Annotated in this window: 18 protein-coding genes and 7 pseudogenes; 17 read left to right on the forward strand and 8 right to left on the reverse strand. The window is 51.0% G+C overall.

Features of this window, described 5'->3' with window-relative positions:
* Positions 1 to 6: 6 nt before the first annotated feature.
* From HT085_RS12140 to HT085_RS03975, 4 genes and pseudogenes are all read left to right on the forward strand, one after another.
* Positions 7 to 5,535: pseudogene (locus HT085_RS12140) on the forward strand (two-partner secretion domain-containing protein); the annotation flags it as partial.
* A 495-nt stretch (positions 5,536 to 6,030) separates the two neighbouring features.
* Positions 6,031 to 6,147, forward strand: a complete 117-nt coding sequence (locus HT085_RS12315) for a hypothetical protein (RefSeq protein ID WP_228841301.1) — start codon at positions 6,031 to 6,033, stop codon at positions 6,145 to 6,147.
* Positions 6,148 to 6,298: 151 nt separating this feature from the next.
* Positions 6,299 to 8,041 (forward strand): annotated as a pseudogene (locus tag HT085_RS12145) (ShlB/FhaC/HecB family hemolysin secretion/activation protein).
* A 17-nt stretch (positions 8,042 to 8,058) separates the two neighbouring features.
* A complete protein-coding gene (locus HT085_RS03975; protein WP_003691231.1) occupies positions 8,059 to 8,427 on the forward strand; it encodes a hypothetical protein in 369 nt (122 codons plus the stop codon).
* A gap of 375 nt (positions 8,428 to 8,802) precedes the next feature.
* Here the strand turns inward: HT085_RS03975 and mutY are convergent, their stop codons facing one another.
* Positions 8,803 to 9,843, reverse strand: coding sequence for an A/G-specific adenine glycosylase (gene mutY, locus HT085_RS03980; RefSeq protein ID WP_012503665.1), 1,041 nt, complete (start codon positions 9,841 to 9,843; stop codon positions 8,803 to 8,805).
* Between the two features lie 162 nt (positions 9,844 to 10,005).
* On the opposite strand from mutY, the gene HT085_RS03985 reads away from it, so the two are divergent.
* The 3 genes and pseudogenes from HT085_RS03985 to HT085_RS03995 all read left to right on the forward strand — a co-directional run bounded on the left by HT085_RS03985 (position 10,006) and on the right by HT085_RS03995 (position 11,452).
* Complete coding sequence (locus tag HT085_RS03985) at positions 10,006 to 11,046, forward strand: zinc-dependent alcohol dehydrogenase family protein (protein WP_003688741.1); 1,041 nt, start codon at positions 10,006 to 10,008, stop codon at positions 11,044 to 11,046.
* 97 nt (positions 11,047 to 11,143) lie between these two features.
* Positions 11,144 to 11,256, forward strand: a pseudogene (locus HT085_RS03990) (IS5/IS1182 family transposase); the annotation flags it as partial.
* Positions 11,257 to 11,266: 10 nt separating this feature from the next.
* The gene (locus tag HT085_RS03995) at positions 11,267 to 11,452 is read left to right on the forward strand and encodes a hypothetical protein (RefSeq protein ID WP_003688739.1); all 186 of its coding nucleotides are present in this window, start codon (positions 11,267 to 11,269) and stop codon (positions 11,450 to 11,452) included.
* A gap of 188 nt (positions 11,453 to 11,640) precedes the next feature.
* Here the strand turns inward: HT085_RS03995 and HT085_RS04000 are convergent, their stop codons facing one another.
* The 3 genes and pseudogenes from HT085_RS04000 to HT085_RS04010 form a co-directional block, all read right to left on the reverse strand.
* On the reverse strand, positions 11,641 to 12,279 hold the full coding sequence (locus tag HT085_RS04000) for a bifunctional 4-hydroxy-2-oxoglutarate aldolase/2-dehydro-3-deoxy-phosphogluconate aldolase (protein WP_003688737.1): 639 nt from the start codon (positions 12,277 to 12,279) through the stop codon (positions 11,641 to 11,643).
* A gap of 207 nt (positions 12,280 to 12,486) precedes the next feature.
* Positions 12,487 to 14,322: a phosphogluconate dehydratase gene (edd, locus tag HT085_RS04005; RefSeq protein ID WP_003688735.1), complete on the reverse strand. Its 1,836-nt coding sequence runs from the start codon at positions 14,320 to 14,322 to the stop codon at positions 12,487 to 12,489.
* A gap of 83 nt (positions 14,323 to 14,405) precedes the next feature.
* Positions 14,406 to 14,515: pseudogene (locus HT085_RS04010) on the reverse strand (IS5/IS1182 family transposase); the annotation flags it as partial.
* A 326-nt stretch (positions 14,516 to 14,841) separates the two neighbouring features.
* Here HT085_RS04010 and zwf point away from each other — a divergent pair.
* From zwf to HT085_RS04050, 8 genes are all read left to right on the forward strand, one after another.
* Positions 14,842 to 16,287, forward strand: a complete 1,446-nt coding sequence (zwf, locus tag HT085_RS04015; RefSeq protein WP_003688733.1) for a glucose-6-phosphate dehydrogenase — start codon at positions 14,842 to 14,844, stop codon at positions 16,285 to 16,287.
* A 151-nt stretch (positions 16,288 to 16,438) separates the two neighbouring features.
* Positions 16,439 to 17,134 carry a 6-phosphogluconolactonase gene (gene pgl / locus HT085_RS04020; protein ID WP_003688731.1) on the forward strand — a complete coding sequence of 232 codons (696 nt, stop codon included), beginning with the start codon at positions 16,439 to 16,441 and terminating at the stop codon, positions 17,132 to 17,134.
* Entirely contained in the window at positions 17,115 to 18,101 is a 987-nt protein-coding gene (locus HT085_RS04025) for a glucokinase (protein WP_003688729.1), read from the forward strand. Before pgl ends, HT085_RS04025 begins: the two co-directional genes overlap by 20 nt.
* A 48-nt stretch (positions 18,102 to 18,149) precedes the next feature.
* A complete protein-coding gene (gene hexR / locus HT085_RS04030; RefSeq protein WP_003688727.1) occupies positions 18,150 to 18,998 on the forward strand; it encodes a DNA-binding transcriptional regulator HexR in 849 nt (282 codons plus the stop codon).
* Between the two features lie 225 nt (positions 18,999 to 19,223).
* On the forward strand, positions 19,224 to 20,870 hold the full coding sequence (gene pgi / locus HT085_RS04035) for a glucose-6-phosphate isomerase (protein WP_003691225.1): 1,647 nt from the start codon (positions 19,224 to 19,226) through the stop codon (positions 20,868 to 20,870).
* A gap of 216 nt (positions 20,871 to 21,086) precedes the next feature.
* On the forward strand, positions 21,087 to 22,100 hold the full coding sequence (locus tag HT085_RS12250) for a lysozyme inhibitor LprI family protein (RefSeq protein WP_003688721.1): 1,014 nt from the start codon (positions 21,087 to 21,089) through the stop codon (positions 22,098 to 22,100).
* A 44-nt stretch (positions 22,101 to 22,144) separates the two neighbouring features.
* On the forward strand, positions 22,145 to 22,285 hold the full coding sequence (locus tag HT085_RS04045; protein ID WP_003691224.1) for a hypothetical protein: 141 nt from the start codon (positions 22,145 to 22,147) through the stop codon (positions 22,283 to 22,285).
* A 104-nt stretch (positions 22,286 to 22,389) separates the two neighbouring features.
* Positions 22,390 to 22,773, forward strand: a complete 384-nt coding sequence (locus HT085_RS04050) for a type II toxin-antitoxin system HicB family antitoxin (RefSeq protein ID WP_003691223.1) — start codon at positions 22,390 to 22,392, stop codon at positions 22,771 to 22,773.
* A gap of 83 nt (positions 22,774 to 22,856) precedes the next feature.
* Here the strand turns inward: HT085_RS04050 and HT085_RS12155 are convergent.
* The 3 pseudogenes from HT085_RS12155 to HT085_RS04060 all read right to left on the reverse strand — a co-directional run.
* Positions 22,857 to 22,988: pseudogene (locus HT085_RS12155) on the reverse strand (DNA helicase UvrD); the annotation flags it as partial.
* Between the two features lie 103 nt (positions 22,989 to 23,091).
* Positions 23,092 to 23,256, reverse strand: a pseudogene (locus HT085_RS12160) (DNA helicase UvrD); the annotation flags it as partial.
* Positions 23,235 to 23,848, reverse strand: a pseudogene (locus tag HT085_RS04060) (hypothetical protein). The pseudogenes HT085_RS12160 and HT085_RS04060, both read right to left, overlap by 22 nt.
* Before the next feature lie 84 nt (positions 23,849 to 23,932).
* Between HT085_RS04060 and HT085_RS12255 the strand changes: the two are divergent.
* Both HT085_RS12255 and HT085_RS04070 read left to right on the forward strand, forming a co-directional pair.
* A complete protein-coding gene (locus HT085_RS12255) occupies positions 23,933 to 24,223 on the forward strand; it encodes a type II toxin-antitoxin system RelE/ParE family toxin (protein WP_003691218.1) in 291 nt (96 codons plus the stop codon).
* Positions 24,220 to 24,531, forward strand: a complete 312-nt coding sequence (locus HT085_RS04070; RefSeq protein ID WP_012503658.1) for a HigA family addiction module antitoxin — start codon at positions 24,220 to 24,222, stop codon at positions 24,529 to 24,531. The genes HT085_RS12255 and HT085_RS04070 overlap by 4 nt, the downstream gene beginning before the upstream one ends.
* A gap of 15 nt (positions 24,532 to 24,546) precedes the next feature.
* Here HT085_RS04070 and HT085_RS04075 read toward each other — a convergent pair whose 3' ends face one another.
* Entirely contained in the window at positions 24,547 to 24,876 is a 330-nt protein-coding gene (locus tag HT085_RS04075) for a hypothetical protein (protein ID WP_003691215.1), read from the reverse strand.
* Positions 24,877 to 24,884: the final 8 nt, after the last annotated feature.

A 24,884-nucleotide genomic window follows, 5' to 3' on the forward strand; every position in this document is an offset into this window, starting at 1 on the left:
AAAATCATGAACAAAACCCTCTATCGTGTGATTTTCAACCGCAAACGCGGTGCTGTGGTAGCTGTTGCCGAAACCACCAAGCGCGAAGGTAAAAGCTGTGCCGATAGTGGTTCGGGCAGCGTTTATGTGAAATCCGTTTCTTTCATTCCTACTCATTCCAAAGCCTTTTGTTTTTCTGCATTAGGCTTTTCTTTATGTTTGGCTTTGGGTACGGTCAATATTGCTTTTGCTGACGGCATTATTACTGATAAAGCTGCTCCTAAAACCCAACAAGCCACGATTCTGCAAACAGGTAACGGCATACCGCAAGTCAATATTCAAACCCCTACTTCGGCAGGGGTTTCTGTTAATCAATATGCCCAGTTTGATGTGGGTAATCGCGGGGCGATTTTAAACAACAGTCGCAGCAACACCCAAACACAGCTAGGCGGTTGGATTCAAGGCAATCCTTGGTTGACAAGGGGCGAAGCACGTGTGGTTGTAAACCAAATCAACAGCAGCCATCCTTCACAACTGAATGGCTATATTGAAGTGGGTGGACGACGTGCAGAAGTCGTTATTGCCAATCCGGCAGGGATTGCAGTCAATGGTGGTGGTTTTATCAATGCTTCCCGTGCCACTTTGACGACAGGCCAACCGCAATATCAAGCAGGAGACTTTAGCGGCTTTAAGATAAGGCAAGGCAATGCTGTAATCGCCGGACACGGTTTGGATGCCCGTGATACCGATTTCACACGTATTCTTGTATGCCAACAAAATCACCTTGATCAGTACGGCCGAACAAGCAGGCATTCGTAATCAAGGGCAGTTGTTTGCTTCTTCCGGTAATGTGGCGATTGATGCAAATGGCCGTTTGGTCAATAGTGGCACGATGGCTGCCGCCAATGTGCAAGATATGAATAATACAGCGGAACACAAAGTCAATATCCGCAGTCAAGCCTTTGAAAACAGCGGTACGGCGGTATCGCAACAAGGCACTCAAATTCACAGTCAATCGATTCAAAACACTGGCAAATTATTGTCGGCAGGAACAGAGGATTTAGCCGTTTCAGGCAGCCTGAACAATCAAAATGGCGAAATAGCGACCAATCAACAACTGATTATTCACGATGGTCAGCAATCTACCGTTGTCATTGATAATACGAATGGCACGATACAATCAGGCCGTGATGTTGCCATTCAGGCAAAATCGTTATCCAACAACGGCACACTTGCCGCTGATAATAAACTGGATATTGCGTTACAAGATGATTTTTATGTAGAACGCAAGATCGTGGCGGGCAATGAATTGTCGCTCAGTACACGAGGCAGCCTGAAAAATTCACATACCTTGCAAGCAGGAAAACGCATTCGGATTAAAGCAAATAACCTTGATAATGCAGTACAAGGCAACATTCAATCCGGCGGTACGACAGACATTGGCACGCAGCACAATTTAACCAATAGAGGCTTGATTGACGGACAACAAACCAAAATCCAAGCCGGGCAAATGAATAATATCGGTACAGGTCGGATTTATGGCGACAATATCGCTATTGCGGCTACCCGCTTAGACAATCAAGATGAAAACGGTACAGGTGCCGCCATTGCGGCACGCGAAAACCTGAATTTAGGCATTGAACAATTAAATAACCGTGAAAACAGTCTGATTTACAGCGGTAACGATATGGCGGTTGGCGGCGCATTAGATACCAATGACCAAGCCACAGGCAAAGCCCAAAGGATACACAATGCCGGCGCAATCATTGAAGCTGCAGGCAAAATGCGTTTAGGTGTAGAAAAGCTGCACAATACCAATGAACATTTGAAAACGCAGTTGGTAGAAACAGGGCGCGAGCGTATTGTTGATTACGAAGCATTTGGACGACACGAATTATTGCGAGAAGGCACGCAACATGAATTAGGCTGGTTTGTCTACAACAATGAATCAGACCACTTACGCACCCCTGATGGAGTGGCGCATGAAAATTGGCATAAATACGATTATGAAAAAGTAACGCAAGAAACTCAAGTAACCGGAACTGCGCCTGCTAAAATCATTGCAGGTAGCGATTTGATTATTGATAGCAAAGCAGTCTTCAACAGCGACAGCCGAATCATCGCCGGCGGCAATTTGCTTGTGCAAACAGAAAAAGACGGTTTGCATAACGAGCAAACCTTTGGCGAGAAGAAAGTCTTCAGCGAAAATGGTAAGTTGCACAACTACTGGCGTGCGCGTCGTAAAGGACATGATGAAACAGGGCATCGTGAACAAAATTATACTTTGCCGGAGGAAATCACACGCGACATTTCACTGGGTTCATTTGCCTATGAATCGCATAGCAAAGCATTAAGCCGTCATGCGCCCAGCCAAGGCACTGAGTTGCCACAAAGTAACCGGGATAATATCCGTACTGCGAAAAGCAACGGTATTTCGCTACCCTATACGCCCAATTCTTTTACCCCATTACCCGGCAGCAGCTTATACATTATCAATCCTGCCAATAAAGGCTATCTTGTTGAAACCGATCCACGCTTTGCCAACTACCGTCAATGGTTGGGTAGTGACTATATGCTGGGCAGCCTCAAACTAGACCCAAACAATTTACATAAACGTTTGGGTGATGGTTATTACGAGCAACGTTTAATCAATGAACAAATCGCAGAGCTGACAGGGCATCGTCGTTTAGACGGTTATCAAAACGACGAAGAACAATTTAAAGCCTTAATGGATAATGGCGCGACTGCGGCACGTTCGATGAATCTCAGCGTTGGCATTGCATTAAGTGCCGAGCAAGCAGCGCAACTGACCAGCGATATTGTTTGGTTGGTACAAAAAGAAGTTAAACTTCCTGATGGCGGCACACAAACCGTATTGATGCCACAGGTTTATGTACGCGTTAAAAATGGCGACATAGACGGTAAAGGTGCATTGTTGTCAGGCAGCAATACACAAATCAATGTTTCAGGCAGCCTGAAAAACTCAGGCACGATTGCAGGGCGCAATGCGCTTATTATCAATACCGATACGCTAGACAATATCGGTGGGCGTATTCATGCGCAAAAATCAGCGGTTACGGCCACACAAGACATCAATAATATTGGCGGCATTCTTTCTGCCGAACAGACATTATTGCTCAATGCGGGTAACAACATCAACAACCAAAGCACGGCCAAGAGCAGTCAAAATGCACAAGGTAGCAGCACCTACCTAGACCGAATGGCAGGTATTTATATCACAGGCAAAGAAAAAGGTGTTTTAGCAGCGCAGGCAGGCAAAGACATCAACATCATTGCCGGTCAAATCAGCAATCAATCAGATCAAGGGCAAACCCGGCTGCAGGCAGGACGCGACATTAACCTGGATACGGTACAAACCGGCAAATATCAAGAAATCCATTTTGATGCCGATAACCATACCATCCGAGGTTCAACGAACGAAGTCGGCAGCAGCATTCAAACAAAAGGCGATGTTACCCTATTGTCAGGGAATAATCTCAATGCCAAAGCTGCCGAAGTCGGCAGCGCAAAAGGCACACTTGCCGTGTATGCTAAAAATGACATTACTATCAGCTCAGGCATCCATGCCGGCCAAGTTGATGATGCGTCCAAACATACAGGCAGAAGCGGCGGCGGTAATAAATTAGTCATTACCGATAAAGCCCAAAGTCATCACGAAACTGCTCAAAGCAGCACCTTTGAAGGCAAGCAAGTTGTATTGCAGGCAGGAAACGATGCCAACATCCTTGGCAGTAATGTTATTTCCGATAATGGCACCCGGATTCAAGCAGGCAATCATGTTCGCATTGGTACAACCCAAACTCAAAGCCAAAGCGAAACCTATCATCAAACCCAAAAATCAGGATTGATGAGTGCAGGTATCGGCTTCACTATTGGCAGCAAGACAAACACACAAGAAAACCAATCCCAAAGCAACGAACATACAGGCAGTACCGTAGGCAGCCTGAAAGGCGATACCACCATTGTTGCAAGCAAACACTACGAACAAACCGGCAGCAACGTTTCCAGCCCTGAGGGCAACAACCTTATCAGCACGCAAAGTATGGATATTGGCGCAGCACAAAACCAATTAAACAGCAAAACCACCCAAACCTACGAACAAAAAGGCTTAACGGTGGCATTCAGTTCGCCCGTTACCGATTTGGCACAACAAGCGATTGCCGTAGCACACAAAGCAGCAAACAAGTCGGACAAAGCAAAAACGACCGCGTTAATGCCATGGCGGCTGCCAATGCAGGTTGGCAGGCCTATCAAACAGGCAAAGGCGCACAAAACTTAGCCAATGGTACAACCAATGCCAAACAAGTCAGCATCTCCATAACCTACGGCGAACAGCAAAACCGACAAACCACCCAAGTTCAAGCCAATCAAGCCCAAGCGAGTCAAATTCAAGCAGGCGGCAAAACTACCCTTATTGCCGAAGGTGCGGCGAACAATCCAATATCAACATCACAGGCTCAGGTGTTTCAGGCAGAGCAGGAACCGGCCTGATTGCCGATAAGCAAATCCATCTGCAATCAGCCGAGCAAAGCAATACCGAACGCAGCCAAAACAAATCAGCAGGCTGGAACGCAGGTGCTGCCGTATCATTCGGACAAGGAGGCTGGTCATTAGGCGTTGCCGCAGGCGGCAATGTCGGCAAAGGCTACGGCAATGGCGATAGCGTAACCCACCGCCATAGCCATATTGGCGACAAAGGCAGCCAAACCCTTATCCAAAGTGGTGGCGATACCATCATCAAAGGCGCGCAAGTACGCGGCAAAGGCGTACAAGTCAATGCCAAAAACCTAAGCATTCAAAGTGTACAAGATAGAGAAACTTATCAAAGCAAACAACAAAACGCCGGTGCACAAGTTACCGTAGGTTATGGCTTCAGTGCCAGTGGCGATTACAGCCAAAGCAAAATCCGAGCCGACCATGCTTCGGTAACCGAGCAAAGCGGTATTTATGCCGGAGAAGACGGCTATCAAATCAAGGTCGGAAACCATACAGGCCTCAAAGGCGGCATCATCACCAGCAGCCAAAGCGCAAAAGACAAGGGTAAAAACCGATTCAGCACAGGCACACTCGCCGGCAGTGATATTCAAAATTACAGCCAATACGAAGGAAAAAGTTTTGGATTGGGTGCCAGCGTTGCCGTAAGCGGCAAAACACTGGGATAGGGCGCAAAAAATAAACCTCAAGACAAACACCTGACAAGCGTAGCCGATAAAAACGGCGCAAGTTCATCAGTAGGGTACGGCAGCGACAGCGACAGTCAAAGCAGCATCACAAAAAGCGGCATCAATACCCAAAAACATTCAAATCACAGACGAAGCCGCACAAATCAGGCTGACAGGCAAAATAGCGGCACAAACCAAAGCCGATATTGATACAAACGTAACCACAGACACCGCCGAACGACATTCGGGCAGCCTGAAAAACATATTTGACAAAGATAGAGTGCAAAGTGAACTGGATTTACAAAGAACCGTCAGCCAAGATTTTAGTAAAAATGTTCAACAAACCAATACCGAGATTAACCAACATTTAGACAAACTCAAAGCAGACAAAGAAGCAGCCGAAACAGCAGCAGCCGAGGCATTAGCCAATGGCGATATGGAAACTGCCAAACGCAAAGCCCATGAAGCTCAAGATGCGGCAGCAAAAGCAGATAATTGGCAACAAGGCAAAGTCATTCTCAACATGTTAGCCTCAGGTTTAGCTGAGCCGACCCAAAGCGGAGCGGGCATCGCTGCGGCTACCGCATCGCCAGACGTATCGTATGCGATTGGACAGCACTTTAAAGATTTAGCCGGTCAAAACGCGAATGGCAAACTAACCGCCAGTCAAGAAACCGCTCACGTTCTTGCCCACGCGGTATTAGGAGCAGCGGTTGCCGCAGCATGAGGCAACAATGCCCCGGCAGGAGCATTGGGTGCGGGCGGGTCGGAAGCGGCCGCCCCAATCATCGGCAAATGGCTGTACGGCAAAGGAGACGGCGGCAGCCTGAATGCGGAGGAAAAAGAGACCGTTTCGGCGATTACAAGGATGCTGGGTACGGCTGCCGGAGCAGCTGAGGGAAACTCGTCCGCCGATGCTGTGTGGGGTTGTTTTCAGACGGCTTCAGATTTCGCTTCCTCTTTTTCATATCCTATAAACATGTGATTAAATTTTCATTTATGGAGTTTTTTTATCTTTTTGTTTGTTTTTGTGCATTGCTATAATTGCCCGCTTACATTACTTAGACCAATCCTATGAAACCTTTCTTTTCCTCCAAAAATGTATTTCATCCCTATCCCTTATCACTGTTAGTCCTATCATTGATGGCTGCCTCCCCACCCTAACATCAGCCGCCCCCACACCTGAAGCTGTTTCACAACAACAGGATATTCTCCAACGTCAACGTGAGAAGCAATTGCGTGAACAGATGCAGCCGGAACAAGATGTTCGTTTGGATGGTACCGATACGGGCATAGAGAAGATGGCAACACAGGTAGGCGGTGCAAATTCGGATGAGGCAAGCCCCTGCTTTCCTATTTCTGAGGTGGAATTGGTGGGTGAAGAAGCGGCTAAATTCCGGTTTGCGCTCAACCATGCCTTGTGCCAAACACATTTTGTTTCCGGCAAGTGTCTGCATGCGGGCGACATTAATCAAATCATGTCCTTAGCACAAAATGCTTTGATCGGCAGGGGATATACCACGACCCGTATCTTGGCTGCGCCACAGGATTTGAATAGTGGCAAGCTTCAATTAACCCTGATGCCGGGCTATCTGCGCTCCATACGAATCGATCGGTCCAACGATGATCAAACCCATGCAGGACGTATTGCAGCATTCCAAAACAAATTTCCCACCCGCTCGAACGATCTGTTGAATCTGCGTGATTTGGAACAAGGACTGGAAAATCTCAAATGTCTCCCGACTGCGGAAGCCGATCTCCAAATCGTTCCCGTAGAGAGAGAACCAAACCAAAGTGATGTCGTGGTGCAATGGCGGTAACGTCTGCTGCCCTACTGTGTGAGTGTGGGGATGGATAATTCGGGTAGTGAGGCGACAGGAAAATACCAAGGAAATATCACTTTCTCTGCCGACAATCCTTTTGGACTGAGTGATATGTTCTATGTAAATTATGGACGTTCAATTGGCGGTACGCCCGATGAGGAAAATTTTGACGGCCATCGCAAAGAAGGCGGATCAAACAATTACGCCGTACATTATTCAGCCCCTTTCGGTAAATGGACATGGGCATTCAATCACAATGGCTACCGTTACCATCAGGCGGTTTTCGGATTATCGGAAGTCTATGACTATAATGGAAAAAGTTACAACACTGATTTCGGCTTCAACCGCCTGTTGTATCGTGATGCCAAACGCAAAACCTATCTCAGTGTAAAACTGTGGACGAGGGAAACAAAAAGTTACATTGATGATGCCGAACTGACTGTACAACGGCGTAAAACCACAGGTTGGTTGGCAGAACTTTCCCACAAAGGATATATCGGTCGCAGTACGGCAGATTTTAAGTTGAAATATAAACACGGCACCGGCATGAAAGATGCTCTGCGCGCGCCTGAAGAAGCCTTTGGCGAAGGCACGTCACGTATGAAAATTTGGACGGCATCGGCTGATGTAAATACTCCTTTTCAAATCGGTAAACAGCTATTTGCCTATGACACATCCGTTCATGCACAATGGAACAAAACCCCGCTAACATCGCAAGACAAACTGGCTATCGGCGGACACCACACCGTACGTGGCTTCGACGGTGAAATGAGTTTGCCTGCCGAGCGGGGATGGTATTGGCGCAACGATTTGAGCTGGCAATTTAAACCAGGCCATCAGCTTTATCTTGGGGCTGATGTAGGACATGTTTCAGGACAATCCGCCAAATGGTTATCGGGCCAAACTCTAGCCGGCACAGCAATTGGGATACGCGGGCAGATAAAGCTTGGCGGCAACCTGCATTACGATATATTTACCGGCCGTGCATTGAAAAAGCCCGAATATTTTCAGACGAAGAAATGGGTAACGGGGTTTCAGGTGGGTTATTCGTTTTGATGCGGTTGAAGTGAATAATGTATGACAAGATGCACAAAAGCTGCCGGTTTTTTGCAGGCAGCTTTTGTTTTATGTTTGGGGCTGTACCGGACAACCGGGTCAAATTTCCATTAGCTCATTATTTTAAAATTGAAATTTTATATTTTATTTCACTGTTGTTAAAACGCTGTTCACATTTCTTCATCGGTTTTATCATTCATCACCTTATTTACGGCTTCTGGAGACAGGGGCTTACCGCATTTGCTGCAGTAATCGATTTTTGGGACAGGGGAAATGCCTTTAAAGAAAGTAAAGCTATCCGACCCGATGCCGACGGAGGTGCCATAATTCATCTTTTGGAATTCGTGGCAATAGGGGCAGATTCCTGCGATGATTATGTAGAATAAAATTATGATACCTCCGAAACTGAAATATATCACAAATATTATTTGCATAATTGTTATTTGCAGAAAATTAGAACCCGTTATCACGTCTTGGATAAATGCCAAAACCACTGTGATTCCGAGAATTAAAAAGAAAAATTTCGGAATCCTCATCCTTTTCTGAAACCTGATTGCGGTATCCATGGCTTTGTCTTTGTCATTTAAGTTTGTGTTCATGTTTTTGACCCTCTTTGTTTCTAAAATCCTTTTTAAATTGCCGACTTTTTCCGTTCCAAATGTCCCATTTGAACATTATCCCGCTGCCTAAAATACGACCCAAATTCATCGGTTGTTCTTGCTGCGATACCTGCTAACAACAGTTCAACGGGTTTATTTTGTTTATTCTAACCTATTACCGTTTAAATAAATTTCCAAAGGCTTGGGCAGGCCGTAATCTTTCAAATGGCCCGGCTTTATCCAAATGCCGTCTGAATGGTGTTCGGACGGCATTTGCCCTTCAAACGGCGTAATCATCAGCAGCCGGTGCGTCAGGCGGTGGGTCAGGGCGGTTTGTTCGTCCATATCCGCCATCGTCAGGGAGAGTTTGGCGGCAAAGTCGGAAAGCCCGTTCAAACTTTCAAAACACGGCACGCAATACAGTCCGCCCCAAATGCCTTTGGCGGTGCGTTTTTCCAGCAAGATTGCGCCGTCCCGGTTGCGGACAATCAGCCAGTAAAGCGGCAGGGTTTGCACTTCGAGGGCAGTTTTTTTACGCGGCAGCTCGGCGGTGCGGTTTTGCTTTTTTGCTTCGCAGATGTCCGCCATAGGGCATTGACGGCACAAGGGTTTCGTCCGTTTGCACACGGTCGCGCCCAAATCCATCAAACCTTGCGTGTAAGTAGGCATATCGGCGTTTTCAGACGGCATCAGGCTTTCGGCAAGTGTCCAGAGCGAGTTTTCAAATTTTTTATCTTGCGGATTGCCGTCTTGGGCAAAAACACGGCAGAGAACGCGTTTGACGTTGCCGTCCAAGATGGTTTCTCGTCGGTTGAAAGCAAAGGCAGAAATGGCGGCGGCGGTGCTTCTGCCTACGCCGCAGAGCGTTTCCAAGTCTTTGCGCTCCGATGGAAACGTACCGCCGAATTGTCCGACGATTTGTTGCGCGGCTTTGTGCAGATTGCGCGCGCGGCCGTAATAGCCCAAGCCCGCCCACAACGACAACACTTCGTCTTGCGGCGCGGCGGCAAGCGTCTGAACGGTCGGGAATTTTTCCAAGAAACGCGGATAGTAGTCCAACACGGCGGCGACCTGCGTTTGCTGGAGCATGATTTCGGAAAGCCAGACGCAATAAGGGTTTTTGACCTGCCAAGGGAGGTGGTGGCGACCGTGTTGTTTTTGCCAGCGGATGAGCCGTTCGGAGAAGGGGATGGGTGTGTTCATTAATATCAATCGGTGGTTTTATTTATATTTAAAACAGTATGTTATTGTATAAAATTGTGAAAATAATTCTTATTGACTTATTTTTTGTAGGGGCATATAACTCATATAAAGAAACTTTATTGTGGTATTGAAATTATTTATCAACAAGCAAGGAGTATCAGCATGAAAGCAATGGTTTATCACGGCGCAAACGACATCCGTTTTGAAGAAAAACCCCGCCCGCAGATTATCGATCCGACCGATGCGGTGGTGAAAATCGTCAAAACCACGATTTGCGGTACCGACTTGGGTATTTGGAAAGGCAAAAACCCCGAAGTCGCCGACGGTCGTATCCTCGGTCATGAAGGCATCGGTATTGTAGAAGAAGTCGGCGAGGCTGTAAAAAACATCAAAGTCGGCGATAAAGTCATTATTTCATGCGTCAGCAAATGCTGCACTTGCGACAACTGCAAAATCCAACTTTATTCGCACTGCCGCAACGGCGGCTGGATTTTGGGCTATATGATTGACGGCACGCAGGCCGAATACGTCCGCACGCCTTATGCCGACAACAGCCTCGTGCCGCCGCACGACAACGTCAACGAAGAAATCGCCCTGCTGTTGAGCGACGCTTTACCGACCGCCCACGAAATCGGCGTGCAATACGGCGATGTGAAACCCGGCGATACCGTATTCATCGCAGGTGCCGGCCCTGTCGGTATGTCCGCCTTGTTGACCGCCCAACTGTATAGCCCTGCCGCCATTATCGTGTGCGATATGGACGAAAACCGTTTGAAACCGGCGAAAGAGTTGGGCGCGACCCATACCATCAGCCCCGCTTCCGGCGACGTCTCCAAACAAGTTTTCGCCATCGTCGGCGAAGACGGCGTAGATTGTGCCATCGAAGCGGTCGGTATCCCTGCAACTTGGAATATGTGCCAAGACATCGTGAAACCCGGCGGTCATATCGCCGTCGTCGGCGTACACGGTCAATCCGTTGATTTCAAACTGGAAAAACTGTGGATTAAAAATCTTGCCATCACTACCGGTTTGGTCAATGCCAACACCACCGAAATACTGATGAAGGCAATTTTCAGCAGCTCAGTGGATTACACCAAAATGTTGACCCACCGTTTCAAATTCAGCGAATTGGAAAAAGCCTACGACGTGTTCAAACACGCCGCCGAAAACCAAGCGATGAAAGTGGTTTTGGAAGCGGATTAATCGCCGTTGAATCAGTTGTTTTTTAAGCGGATGCCGTCTGAACGTGTTTCAGACGGCATTTTTTCAGCCGTGTAAAACGGGCTGTTCCTGATCAATCAGGTATAGTGGATTAAATTTAAATCAGGACAAGGCAACGAAGCCGCAGACAGTAAAATAGTACGGCAAGGCGAGGTAACGCCGTACTGGTTTAAATTTAATCCACTATATTTAAGGGGGATTAATGGGATATTTTGGTGGGAACGGCGGTTATTTGAAACGAAAACAGCCGAAAAACCTGTGGTTGGATGTCGGCTGTTTGAAGAAAAGGAATTTTGCAAAGGTCTCTGAGCGTTATTTTTTAACGACGGTTAACTTGTTAGTTTCAGCCGCTCATCACGGCATTTTACCGATAGGGCGATTTTTATGACTAATTGATAAATATATTATAATTATTTTTTCGTCATAGGTCTCCGCATATCGCGCGTCATTCGCATTGTTCTGGAGATGGATGGGCATTTTAGGGGCGGTGCTGCTGTGTATGCCGACTGAGTCGCCAAGCGGCAAAATGCCGTCTGAGACTGGAAAGGGCTTCAGACGGCATTTTTACGATGCGGTTCAGGCTTTGGGTTTCAATGCCGCCGCTTCTTTGGCGAGGCGGGTGATGGTGTCCCAGTCTTTGTTTTTTACAGCTTCTTTCGGTGTCAGCCAAGAGCCGCCGACGCATAAGACGTTGGGCAATGCCAAGTAATCGGGCGCAGTGGCGAGGCTGATGCCGCCGGTCGGGCAGAAGCGTACGTCGGCGTAAGGTCCGTAGAGGGCTTTGAGCATCGCTTTGCCGCCAACGACTTCGGCAGGGAAGAGTTTGAGTGTGTCGATGCCGTGTTCCAAAGCCAGTTGGACTTCGCCCGGAGTGGCAACGCCGGGAATCAGGGGAATGCCGCTGTTGCGGCCGGCTCTGGCGAGGGATTCGTGCAAACCCGGGCTGATGGCGAAAACCGCGCCTGCGTCTTCGACGGCTTTGAGCTGTTCGGGATTGGTTACCGTACCTGCGCCGACGATGGCGTTGGGCACTTCTTTGGCAATCAGGCGGATGGCCTCGAGTCCGACGGGGGTGCGCAAGGTAATTTCGAGGGTGGGGATGCCGCCTTCGACAAGGGCGCGGGACAAATCGACGGCGGTGCTTAAGTCGTCAATCGCCATCACAGGCACAACTGCGCCGGCGGTCAGGATTTCGCGGGGGGTCAGTTTGGACATTTCGGTTCTCCAAGTGGGGGGTGTCGTTTTTGTTGAGGTCAAACGGGATGGGGGGTTAAGTTTTCAGACAACCTTTGGGGTAAAACATTCTGATGTTGCTTGGGTTTTGTTCGCGGGCAAAGCTCACGCTACGTCTGCATCTATTTTAAACGGCTTCAATAATTTTTCAGACGGCCTTCTGTTTTAAAAGGCCGTCTGAAACGCGCATCAGGCAAATTCTCCGCCGAAGCTCATCGCACCGGTTTCCGCACTGCTGGTCATACTGCGGAAGCCGGCGAAGAGTTCGCGGCCGCAGCCTTGTTGGTTCGCGCCCAAATCGATGCGCTCGACTTCTCGGACGTTCCATTCGGCCTCGTTAATCAGGACGTTGAGTTCGCCGGTAACGGAGTCGAAGCGAATCAGGTCGCCGGTACGGATTTTGGCGATGTTGCCGCCCATCAGGGCTTCGGGCGTCATGTGGATGGACGCGGGCACTTTGCCTGACGCGCCGGACATACGGCCGTCGGTCAGCAGCGCCACTTTGAAGCCGCGGTCTTGCAGGATGCCCAAAGGCGGGGTCAGTTTGTGCAATTCGGGCATACCGTTGGCACGCGGGCCTTGGTAGCGGACGACGCAGATAAAATCGCGTTCCAACTCGCCGCGTTCAAATGCCGCCAACACTTCGCGCTGGTCGTTGAACACGATGGCGGGTGCTTCGATGATGCGGCAGCCTTCGCGTACGGCTGACACTTTAATCACGCCGCGTCCGATGTTGCCTTTCATCAGGCGCAGACCGCCGTCCGGGGAGAACGGATTGTCGGCTTTACGCAGGATGTCGTCGTTGCCGCTGGTCTCAGGGGCTTCGCGCCATTCGAGTTTGCCGTCGATGAGGAAAGGCTCTTTAGTGTAGTGGCGCATACCGTGTCCGACGACGGTATCGACATCGTCGTGCAATAAGCCTGCGTCCAGCAATTCGCGGATAACGAAAGGCAGGCCGCCTGCTGCGGTAAAGTGGTTCACGTCGGCTTTGCCGTTGGGATACACGCGGATGAGCAGCGGGATGATGGAAGAAATTTCGTCGAAGTCGTCCCAGTTCAAAATTACGCCTGCGGCGCGCGCCATAGCGACGAGGTGCATGGTGTGGTTGGTCGAGCCGCCGGTCGCCATCAAACCGATCAGGGCATTGATGAAGGATTTTTCGGTCAACATTTCGCCCAAAGGTTTAATCGTGCCGTTTTTGATGCCGCGCGCGAGGTGTCCGGCGGCGTAGCGGGTCAGGGCTTCGCGCAGGTCGGTATAGGGGTGGACAAAGGCGGCGGCAGGCAGGTGTACGCCCATCATTTCCATCATCATTTGGTTGGAGTTTGCCGTGCCGTAGAAAGTGCAGGTGCCCGGGCTGTGGTAAGAACCCATTTCGCTTTTCAAAAGTTCGTCGCGTCCGACTTTGCCTTCGGCGAAAAGTTGGCGGGTACGGGCTTTTTCTTTATTGCCGATGCCGCTGGACATCGGGCCTGCCGGAACGAAGATACCGGGAATATGACCGAACGAAAGCGCACCTATCATCAGACCCGGAACGATTTTGTCGCACACGCCCATAAACAGGCTGCCGTCAAACATTTGGTGCGACAGCCCGACGGCGGTACTCATCGCAATCACGTCGCGGGAAAACAGCGACAATTCCATGCCGGCGTAGCCTTGCGTGATGCCGTCGCACATGGCAGGCGTGCCGCCGGCGACTTGTGCGGTCGCGCCGTTTTTTTGTGCTTCGTCTTTGATTTGGTCAGGGAAGTCTTTAAACGGCTGGTGTGCGGAAACCATGTCGTTGTAGGCAGTGATGATGCCTAAGTTGGGGACGGTTTCCTGAAGCATTTCGATTTTGATGCTTTTGGGCATGGCGGCATAGCCGTGCGCCAAATTGCTGCAGCCGAGCTGGTTGCGCTCTAAGCGTCCCATCTGTTTGGCACTGCGGATTTTCGCCAGATATTTTTCACGCGTCGGACGGCTGCGTTCGATAATGCGCCCGGTGATTTCGGCGAGTTTGGGGTGGATAGGAGTGTGGTTCATGTTCGGTCTCCTGGCGGAACGGGGTGGTATTGGGGATTTGTTTGTGCGTTTCTGATTTTTGTATCGGGTATGTTAGACGGTGAGTATAGTGGATTAAATTTAAACCGGTCCGGCGTTGCCTCGCCTTGCCGTACTATTTGTACTGTCTGCGGCTCGCCGCCTTGTCCTGATTTAAATTTAATTCACTATATTTTAAAAGGTACGCCGTCTGAAAGTGGGAAGCGGGTGCTATTATAGTACAAAATTTGTAATTTTGTTACAAAAAAATCAGACATTGAAAAGAAATTTGATTTAAATCGCAGAATCTTCTGATTGTTGTAACGGAATAGGGGAAACCTGCCTGATTTTTGGACTAGGTCAAATAAATTGTAAAAATGGGAATAGACAAAAAGTGTAGCGGTGTGTAGTATTACTACTCATTATGCCGCCTGCCTTTGTTTCCGATATTGCGATGCTGCGTGATGGAAAAAACAGGTTTCAGACGGCATCGAAAAAATCCTTTCCTGACGAGATAATGCGATGAGTACACAGACAAATTTTGATTTGGTGTTGTTCGGTGCGACCGGCGATTTGGCAATGCGCAAACTTTTGCCCTGCCTGTATCAGGCGCATGTTGCCGGTCTGCTTCATCCCGAAGGGCGTATTTTGGGGGTCAGCCGCAGCGAGTTGGATACCGAAGGTTTTCTGGCGAAGGTGGAAACCAGTTCCAAAATCCATGTGAAAGAAAATTTTTCCGGTGAGGCGTGGGCTTCGTTTGTTGAACGTCTCGCATATCTCAAAGTCGATGTTACGCAGCCGGACGATTTTGCCGCTTTGGGCGATTTGGTCAAAGCACGCAAAGAAACCGACAACGTCGTCATCTATCTGTCCACCGCGCCGAAATTCTTCGCGCAAGCCTGCGAAAACCTTGCTGCGATCGGTTTGAATGCCGACAATGTGCGCGTGGTTTTGGAAAAACCGCTGGGTACGGATTTGGCTTCTTCCCAACAAATCAATACCGATGTGGCGCGTTATTTCAAAGAAGGGCAAATTTACCGCATCGACCACTACCTTGGCAAAGAAAGCCTGCAAAACCTGCTTGCGCTGCGTTTTGCCAATGTAATGTTCGAGCCGCTGTGGAACAATAAATACATCGAAAGCGTGCAGCTGACCATCGCCGAACAGCTCGGTGTGGAAGAGCGCGGCGAGTTTTACGACATTACCGGCGCGTTGCGCGATATGGTGCAAAACCATTTGATGCAGATGCTGTGCATGACTGCGATGGAAGCCCCCGCCAGCTTGGATGCCGACGCGGTGCGCGATGAAAAAGTCAAAGTCATCAAGTCATTGAAGCCGCTGACCATCGAATCTGTCAATGAAAATGTCGTGCGCGGACAATATACCGCTGCCAAAGGCATGAACGGCTATCTTGAAGAAATCAACGTTCCGCAAGACAGCTTTACCGAAACCTACGTCGCCATTAAAGCCGAAATCGAAAACGAACGCTGGAAGGGCGTTCCCTTCTACCTGCGTACCGGCAAACGCATGGCGGGCAAAGTGGCGGAAATCGTTTTGAACTTCCGCCCGCTGCAAAACCATATTTTCGACAACAGCCAAACCGCGCCGAACCGTTTGGTTATCGAGCTTCAACCGAATGAATCCGTCCGCCTTTACACGCAGGTGAAAACCCCGGGTGCGGGCAACAAAGTGGAAGTAACGCCTTTGGGCGTGGATTTGGGCAAGGCCGTTGAAGGCCGCCGCGCCGAGGCTTACGAACGCCTGCTGTTGGATGTGATTAACGGCAAACTCGCTTTGTTCAACCGCCGCGACGAACTCGAAGCCGCGTGGGAATATGTGATGCCGATTTTGGAAAACTGGGCAAATAACACCACGCCGCCGCACGGTTACGGCGCACACTCTTGGGGTCCTGAAGCCGCCCGCGAACTGTTGGCGCGCGACGGCAACAAGTGGCACGAAGAACAGTAATGCGCTTCAGACGGCATCGGGTTCGCAATGCCGTCTGAAGGAGGGCGGGGCAGAAAAAGCAGTCCCGCTTCGAGGCGGAAGCGGCTAAGCCATTGCCCGGCAGCCGCCCTGTAACGGGATATGCCGTCTGAAATCACAAAAGGACACAAATATGTTTGTTTGGCACGAATACGAAAATGCGGCAGAAGCGGCGCAGTCTTTGGCTGACGCAGTGGCGGATGCTTTGCAGGGCGCACTGGACGAGAAGGGCGGTGCGGTGTTGGCAGTTTCCGGCGGACGTTCGCCGATTGCATTTTTCAACGCCCTGTCGCAAAAAGATTTGGATTGGAAAAACGTCGGAATTACCTTGGCAGATGAACGCATCGTGCCGACCAACCACGCCGACAGCAATACCGGTCTGGTGCGCGAATACCTGTTAAAGAACAAAGCCGCTGCGGCAGTGTGGATTCCTATGGTGGAAGACGGAAAAACTGAAACCGAATTACATCCCGATGCTGTTGTCGATTATGCGCTGAAACATTACAAGCAGCCCGATGTTTTGATTTTGGGTATGGGAAACGACGGGCATACGGCTTCGATTTTCCCAAAAGCTCCGCAGTTTCAGACGGCAATCGACGGTTCGGCAGGTGTCGCGCTGGTGCATACCACGCCCGTTACCGCGCCGCACGAGCGCATCAGCATGACTTTGGATGCGATTGCCCATACTGGGCATGTATTTTTGGCGATACAGGGCGAAGAGAAAAAAGCCGTGTTCGACCAAGCCGCACAAGGCGAAAACCGCGAATATCCGATCAGCCTCGTTTTGAACCATCAAGGAGTGAACTGCCATGTCTTCTACGCCGAATAAACACGCCGATTACCCGAGGCTGGTTGCCGACATCGGCGGCACAAACGCCCGTTTCGCATTGGAAACCGCGCCGTGCGTGATTGAGAAAGTCGCCGTCCTGCCGTGTAAGGAATACGACACGGTTACCGACGCGGTGCGTGCCTATCTGAACCAAAGTGGTGCAACGGGCGTACGGCACGCGGCATTTGCCATCGCCAACCCGATTTTGGGCGACTGGGTGCAGATGACCAACCACCATTGGGCGTTTTCCATCGAAACCACCCGTCAGGCTTTGGGGCTGGACACCCTCATCCTTTTGAACGACTTTACCGCGCAGGCATTGGCGGTAACGCAGACTTCAAGCAAAGACCTGATGCAGGTAGGCGGGCAAAAGCCTGTCGAATTCGCCCCCAAGGCCGTTATCGGCCCCGGTACCGGCTTGGGCGTGAGCGGATTGGTGCACAGCCCCGCAGGCTGGGTGGCGTTGGCGGGCGAGGGCGGGCATACCAGTTTCCCGCCGTTTGACGATATGGAAGTGTTGATTTGGCAGTACGCCAAAAACAAATACCGCCACGTTTCCGCCGAACGTTTCCTCAGCGGCGCAGGTTTGAGCCTGATTTATGAAACGCTGGCGGCCAAGCAGAAAGCCGAACCGGCAAAACTGATGCCGTCTGAAATTACCGAAAAGGCATTAAATTGCGAATCGCCCCTGTGCCGGCAGGCATTGGACATTTTTTGCGCGATGCTGGGCACGGTCGCTTCCAACCTCGCCCTGACTTTGGGCGCGCGCGGGGGCGTGTATTTGTGCGGCGGCATTATCCCGCGAATGTTGGATTACTTCAAAACCTCCCCCTTCCGCAGCCGCTTTGAAAACAAAGGGCGTTTTGAAGCCTACCTTGCCGCGATTCCCGTTTATGTCGTCTTGAGCGAATTTCCGGGTATTGCCGGCGCGGCGGCGGCGCTCGGCAACCACCTGAAAAACGTCTAACCACGGCAGCCCTTGCAGCAGGGCCGCATTATCGAAGGGCATATCATTATGTTAAGCAAAATCAGCGAATCACTGGCCGACCTGTCCGGTGCGGAACGCAAAGTTGCCGAATGCGCCTTGGCAGAACCCAAGTGGTTTGTCCACGCCGCCGTCGCCGAAATCGCCGACCGCGCCTCGGTCAGCCAGCCGACCGTCATCCGGTTCTGCCGCAGCCTCGGTTATAAGGGGCTGCCGGAATTCAAGCTCTCCCTGTCCGCCAGCATCGGGCACGAAGGTATGCCTTATGTCCACGAAGAACTCAATGCCGACGACGATATGGCGAATGTGGTTGAAAAAGTGTTGGGCAACGCCGCCGCAGCCTTGTTGGGGGAGAGGAGGTTCTTAAAAGAATCCGAACTCGAAAACGGCATCGCCACCCTGATGCACGCCCGCCGCGTCGAATTTTACGGCGTGGGCAATTCCGGCATTGTGGCACAGGACGCGCAGCACAAATTTTTCCGTTTCGGCATGTCCACCGTCGCCTATGTCGATACGCACACGCAACTGATGGCGGCATCCGTTTTGAGCGATCAGGATGTTTTGGTTGCCATTTCCAACACGGGTTCGTCTATCGAACTTTTGGATGCGGTCAGCATCGCCAAAGAAAACGGCGCGTCCGTCATCGCACTGACCCGCAACGATTCGCCTCTGGCGCAACTTGCCGACTGCGTGTTGAGCGTTGCCACACAGGAAAACGCCGAACTCTACACGCCCATGGTTTCCCGCCTCTTGCAGCTTGCCGTCATCGATATTCTCGCCATCGGACTTGCCCTGCGCTTGGGCGATGCTGCCAGCCTGCAATTGCAGAAAAGCAAAAAAAGCATACACAACAAGCACATCGATTACGACAAAGACTGATGTTCAGACGGCATCCCGCCAATGCCGTCTGAACGGCCGGACAGGCTCCGGCAAGCCTTTTATCAGAATTTCCTTAATGGCGGAAACCCCGCCCTTTAAGGCGGCAGGGTTCGGGTTTGCCGCAACCCCTTCCAAATCGGGGCGGTACGCAGGGTTGCGCCTTATGTGCGCATCGATGTGCGGAAACGCCCCCCGTCACGGAAAACCTCAATCGGGAGCATACAGATGAAACACCTTCACGACTTACCGGCCTGGTCAAAATTGTGGAACCACTTTGACGACAGCAAAACATTGCATATGCGCGAAATGTTCGAGCAAGACCCGCAGCGGGCGGAACGCTACTGGCTGCAAGTCGGCGGACTGACGCTGGACTACTCCAAAAACCGCATCAACGACGAAACCATGTCCCTACTGTTCGAGTTGGCGCGTGAAGCAGGCGTGCCGGAGCGGATGCGGCAGATGTTCCACGGCGAAAAAATCAATACCACCGAAAACCGCGCCGTCCTGCATGTCGCCCTTCGCAACCGCACCAATTCGCCGATTATGGTTGACGGTGAAGATGTGATGCCCAAAGTCAACCGCGTTTTGCAACGTATGGGCGAATTTGCACACGAAGTCCGCAGCGGAAGCTGGCTGGGCTATACCAACCAAGTCATTACCGACGTTGTCAACATCGGCATCGGCGGATCGGATTTGGGCCCGCTGACGATGTGTACCGCGCTCAAACCTTTCGGTCATCCGCGCCTCAATATGCACTTCGTCTCCAACGTGGACGGCTCGCAACTGCGCGACGTATTGTCCAAAGTCCACCCGGAAACCACGCTGTTCATCATCGCCTCCAAAACATTTACCACGCAGGAAACGCTGACCAACGCGCTAACCGCGCGCGAATGGTTTTTGAATCATGCGGGTGACGAAGAAGCCGTTGCCAAACACTTCGCCGCCGTTTCCACCAATCGAAAAGCCGTCGCCGAATTCGGCATCGACATCGCCAATATGTTTGAATTTTGGGATTGGGTCGGCGGTCGGTACAGCCTGTGGTCCGCCATCGGATTGCCGATTATGCTGTATCTCGGCGAAGAAAACTTCATCGAAATGCTCAACGGCGCGCACCTGATGGACCGACACTTCATCAACACCCCGCTCGAGCGCAACCTGCCCGTCATCCTCGCCCTCATCGGCATCTGGTATATCAACTACTACGGTGGCGGCAGCCACGTCATCGCGCCTTACGACCAACATTTGCACCGCCTGCCCAAATTCATCCAGCAGCTCGATATGGAAAGCAACGGCAAACAGGTTACGTTGGACGGCAAAGCAGTCGGACACGAAACCTCGCCGATTATCTGGGGAGAAACGGGCATTAACGGTCAGCACGCCTTCTTCCAACTGCTGCATCAAGGCACGCACATCACCCCCATCGACCTGATTGCCTCGCTTGAAAAACGCAGCAACCTGCCCGGACACCACGAAATCCTGCTTGCCAACGTCTTTGCACAAGCAGAAGCCTTTATGTGCGGCAAAACCCCCGACGAAGTCCGCGCCGAACTCAAAGCGCAGGGTATGGATGAGGCGCGCATCGAAGAGCTGGTTCCGCACAAAATCTTCTCCGGCAACCGCCCGACCAACCTCATCCTGATGGATAAGGTCAACCCCCGCAATATGGGCAGCCTGATTGCCATGTACGAACACAAAACCTTCGTCCAAGGCATCATTTGGGGCATCAACAGCTTCGACCAGTGGGGCGTGGAACTCGGCAAACAACTGGCTAAAACCATTTTGGGCGAACTGACAGGCGAAACCGAACCTCAAAAACACGACAGCTCGACCGAACGCCTGATTAACCTCTACCTGCAGACCAACCGCAAATAAAACCTGCGGAAAAATGCCGTCTGAACGCCGACCGTTTCAGACGGCATTTTTATCGAACAGGAAAACCGTCGGTAAATTTGCAGGGCGTGTGCAATCGCGATATGGCGGTTTGCATAAATTTAAACATATATGTTCCGCAGCCATGTACTTCAAGTGCCGTAGCGTGTGTGGAAATACGCAACAGACAGTCCGTGTTTGGACGGCAAAGGAAATCTAATGAAAAAAAATTTACCCGCACTGGCATTGGCAAGTATGCTGATTTTGTCGGGCTGCGACCGTTTGGGAATAGGCAACCCGTTTTCCGGAAAGGAAATTTCCTGCGGAAGCGAAGAGACTAAAGAGATTTTGGTCAAACTGGTCCGCGACAATGTCGAAGGTGAAACCGTCAAAACTTTTGACGACGACGCATTCAAAGACCAAGCATTTGCCGATATCGGCATATCGCATATCCGCAGAATGGTCGAACGTTTGGGCATAACCGTCGATGAAGTCCGAACTACCGAGAAAACCGACACGTCCAGCAAACTCAAATGTGAAGCCGCGTTAAAACTGGACGTGCCCGACGATGTTGTCGATTATGCCGTCGCCGCCAACCAATCTATAGGCAACAGCTATAAGAAAACGCCCGACTTTTTTGAACCCTACTACCGCAAAGAAGGCGCGTATTATGTCAAAACTATTTCTTACAGCGTCCAGCCGACAGACGACAAAAGCAAAATCTTTGCCGAACTCAGTCAGGCACACGATATCATCCATCCGCTCAGCGAGCTGGTGTCTATGGCACTGATTAAAGAGCCGTTGGACAAAGCGAAACAAAGGAACGAAAAACTTGAAGCGGCAGAAGCCACCGCGCAGGAAGCGAGGGAGGCAGAAGAAGCGGCGGCGCAGGAGGCATTGGGTCGGGAGCAGGAAGCCGCCCGCGTATCCGAATGGGAAGAACGCTACAAGCTGTCGCGCAGCGAGTTCGAGCAGTTTTGGAAAGGATTGCCTCAAACTGTACAGAATAAGCTGCAAGCCTCGCAGAAAACATGGAAAAGCGGTATGGACAAGATCTGTGCCAACAATGCGAAAGCCGAAGGTGAAACGCCAAACGGCATAAAAGTCAGTGAGTTGGCGTGTAAAACGGCAGAAACCGAAGCACGCTTGGAAGAGCTGCACAACCGTAAAAAAGCCCTTATCGACGAAATGGTCAGGGAAGAGGACAAGAAAGAACTGCCAAAGCGGCTCTGAACAGCGCGGTTCAGGCACTGCCCGCCGATATTGCCGAAACCGTTATGCCCCAGTACCGCAACTGGCAAAGCGGTTTGGATGCCAAATGCGCCGACGGCGACGAATACGGGGTGGCACAATCTGACTGCCGTACCAGAGAAATCAATGCGAAAACCAAAGAAATCCAAGGTTATCTGATTGACTGAAACTTGGATGCGGGAATGTCGGCGGCTTTTGCGTTTTTGTCGTTTTTAAATCCCCTTCGTTGCGTTTGGACTTTGCCGATACCGCATATCCGAGAAAGGAAGTAATGATTTACTATCCCGCCGTGCTGTTCCAAGACCCCGATCAAAGCAACTGGGGCGTGATTATTCCCGATCTGCCGGGCTGCTATCCTGTCGGCGATACGGTTGCCGACGCGCTTGCCGATGCCAAAGCCGCCGCAATGTTCCATCTCGAAGGGCTTTTGCAGGAAAACCTGCCGATTCCCGAGGCGCAAAGCATAGAGGTTAATCGGGACAATCCCGATTATGCCGATGCGGTGTTGTGGACGATGGTTGAAGCGGACGATGCCGCATTAACCGGACAGGTGCGGTTTAACGTCAGTTGGCCGCAACATATCCTCAACCGTGTCGATGCCTGCACTGCCGCCCGTCATGAAACCCGAGCGGTTTTTTGGCGAAAGCCGCCTTAAAGGCGATGCAGCCTTAACTTTCAGCCCGATTTTTTCGGGCTTTTTTATTGCCGATGCCGTCTGAATGCGGCGCGGCGGCAATTTTACCGCGTATCCCTTTCATTGGCGGCGCGGCTTTGGTTGAACCGCGCGTCGTGCTGCCTGCCTTTCAGTTAGCTGATATACGCCTGCCGGCAGTGGTGGCGGTCGAAAAATACGCCGTTGATCAGGGTATATATAGTGGATTAACAAAAACCGGTACGGCGTTACCTCGCCTTGCCGTACTATTTGTACTGTCTGCGGCTTCGTCGCCTTGTCCTGATTTTTGTTAATCCACTATAAAATCTTCCAGCGGGTTTTGGGTTGTTGGGCGAGCCGCGCGCCGCGATAGGTGCGACTTGAGAGGGTTTCGTCTGCCGCGCCGCCGGTTATAGCGTTGAACAGTTGGTCTATGGCCACTAGTAGATGATAAATATATTCTCTCAGCCGACGTTTAGCGCCCATTCTTTGATTTCCCTTTCTAACGCATCTAATGCTGGCGCGGTTTCGATGGTATTTAATCTATCTTCAAGTTGCTGCCGCTTTCCGATAATCGCGTCGACGGCAACGGCCAGGCGGGCGGGTTTTTCGACAACCTTTCCAATCAAAACGTCCAATTCTATGCCCCTTGCGGCGGCGATTTGCGCCAGCATCGGGGTCGGGGCGTCGTTGTCCGCCTGCCACGCGAGGGTTTCTTTTTCCTGCCTGTAAAAGCTGTCGATTTCCACTTGGGGATAGCCCGCCAAGAGGCTGTTTTGAGTTCGTCCGCCTTTTCCGCGAGGCTGAATGCCAAGGCGGTTTTTTGTTTGGCGAAACGGGAGTTGGCGAAACGGGCGGCGGCTTTGCTGATTTTCCATTTTTTGCCGTCCCATTCGTGGTACTCGGACGGGCGCGGCGGGGTTAAAACGGGGCGGCCGTCGGAATCGGCGGCAATTTGCCCGCCCTGCGCCTGTCCTGCGAAGAGGGCGGCGTACTCTTCGCCGCCGACGGCAACCGCGCCTTCGGGGACGCTGCCCAATGTGTCGTCGTAAAAGCCGTTTTTGAAATAGATGGTCATTTCGGGGTTTCCTTTTTTGTATATCGTCGCTTTGCAATCAAATAAAAGTTTTGTATCCTTTGGCGATACAGACGGGGTGGGATGATGATTGTTTCTTTCAAACACAAAGGGCTTGAACGCTTTTTTAAAACAGGCTCGCTATCGGGCATCCAAGCCGGGCATTCCGTCAAACTGAATCTGCTTCTAACCGCGCTGAATGCCGCGCAAACGCCTTCGGATATGGCTGTGCCGAGTTGGAATCTTCATCCCCTCAAGGGCAGTTTGTCGGGACATTGGGCGGTTCAAAGTCAACGGAAATTGGCGTTTGACTTTTCGTTTCAACGACGGCAATGTCGAAGTTGTCGATTATCAGGATTATCACTAGGAATAATATGAAAATGCACAATCCTGCCCACCCGGGCCTTGTTTTAAAAGAGTATATTAACGGCGCAAGCATTACCGATATAGCGAAACGCCTGGGTGTCAGCCGGGTTGCCTTATCGCGCATTGTCAACGCCCAATCTTCGATTACGCCCGAGATGGCGGTTCGTTTAAGCCAACTGCTCAACACTTCGCCTGATTTTTGGCTGAATATGCAGGCCGGTTATGATTTGTGGCAAATCAGGCAACGCAAAACTTTTGATATTGCGCCCTTATTTCCCGAACCGCCTTTGTCTTCGATGAAAACAGGTGCAAGGACTTAACCCTGCGGCCGCTGCTTATCGGGCGCGCCCGGCTATCCTTTCCCGCGCGGTTTCGGCCGTGCGGTTTTTATTGCCGATGCCGTCTGAAGGAGTCGGCGGCTTTTTGCGCGGTTGTTCCCGCCTTTCGTCACTCCCCAACTCTTCGTCATTCCCGCGCAGGCGGAAATCTAGGGCGTTCGGTTTCGGTTTTTTCTGATAAACCGCCTTAACGTTGTGGGTCTGGATTCCAGCCTGCGCGGGAATGACGGCGGTCGGGTTATTCTTTCCGATAGATTCCTGCCGCGTTTGGGTTCCGGATTCCCGCTTTCGCGGGAATGGCGAAGAGTGGCAGGATTGGCGGGGCATAGGTTTCG

Source organism: Neisseria gonorrhoeae (genome assembly GCF_013030075.1).
Taxonomy (GTDB): Bacteria; Pseudomonadota; Gammaproteobacteria; order Burkholderiales; family Neisseriaceae; genus Neisseria; species Neisseria gonorrhoeae.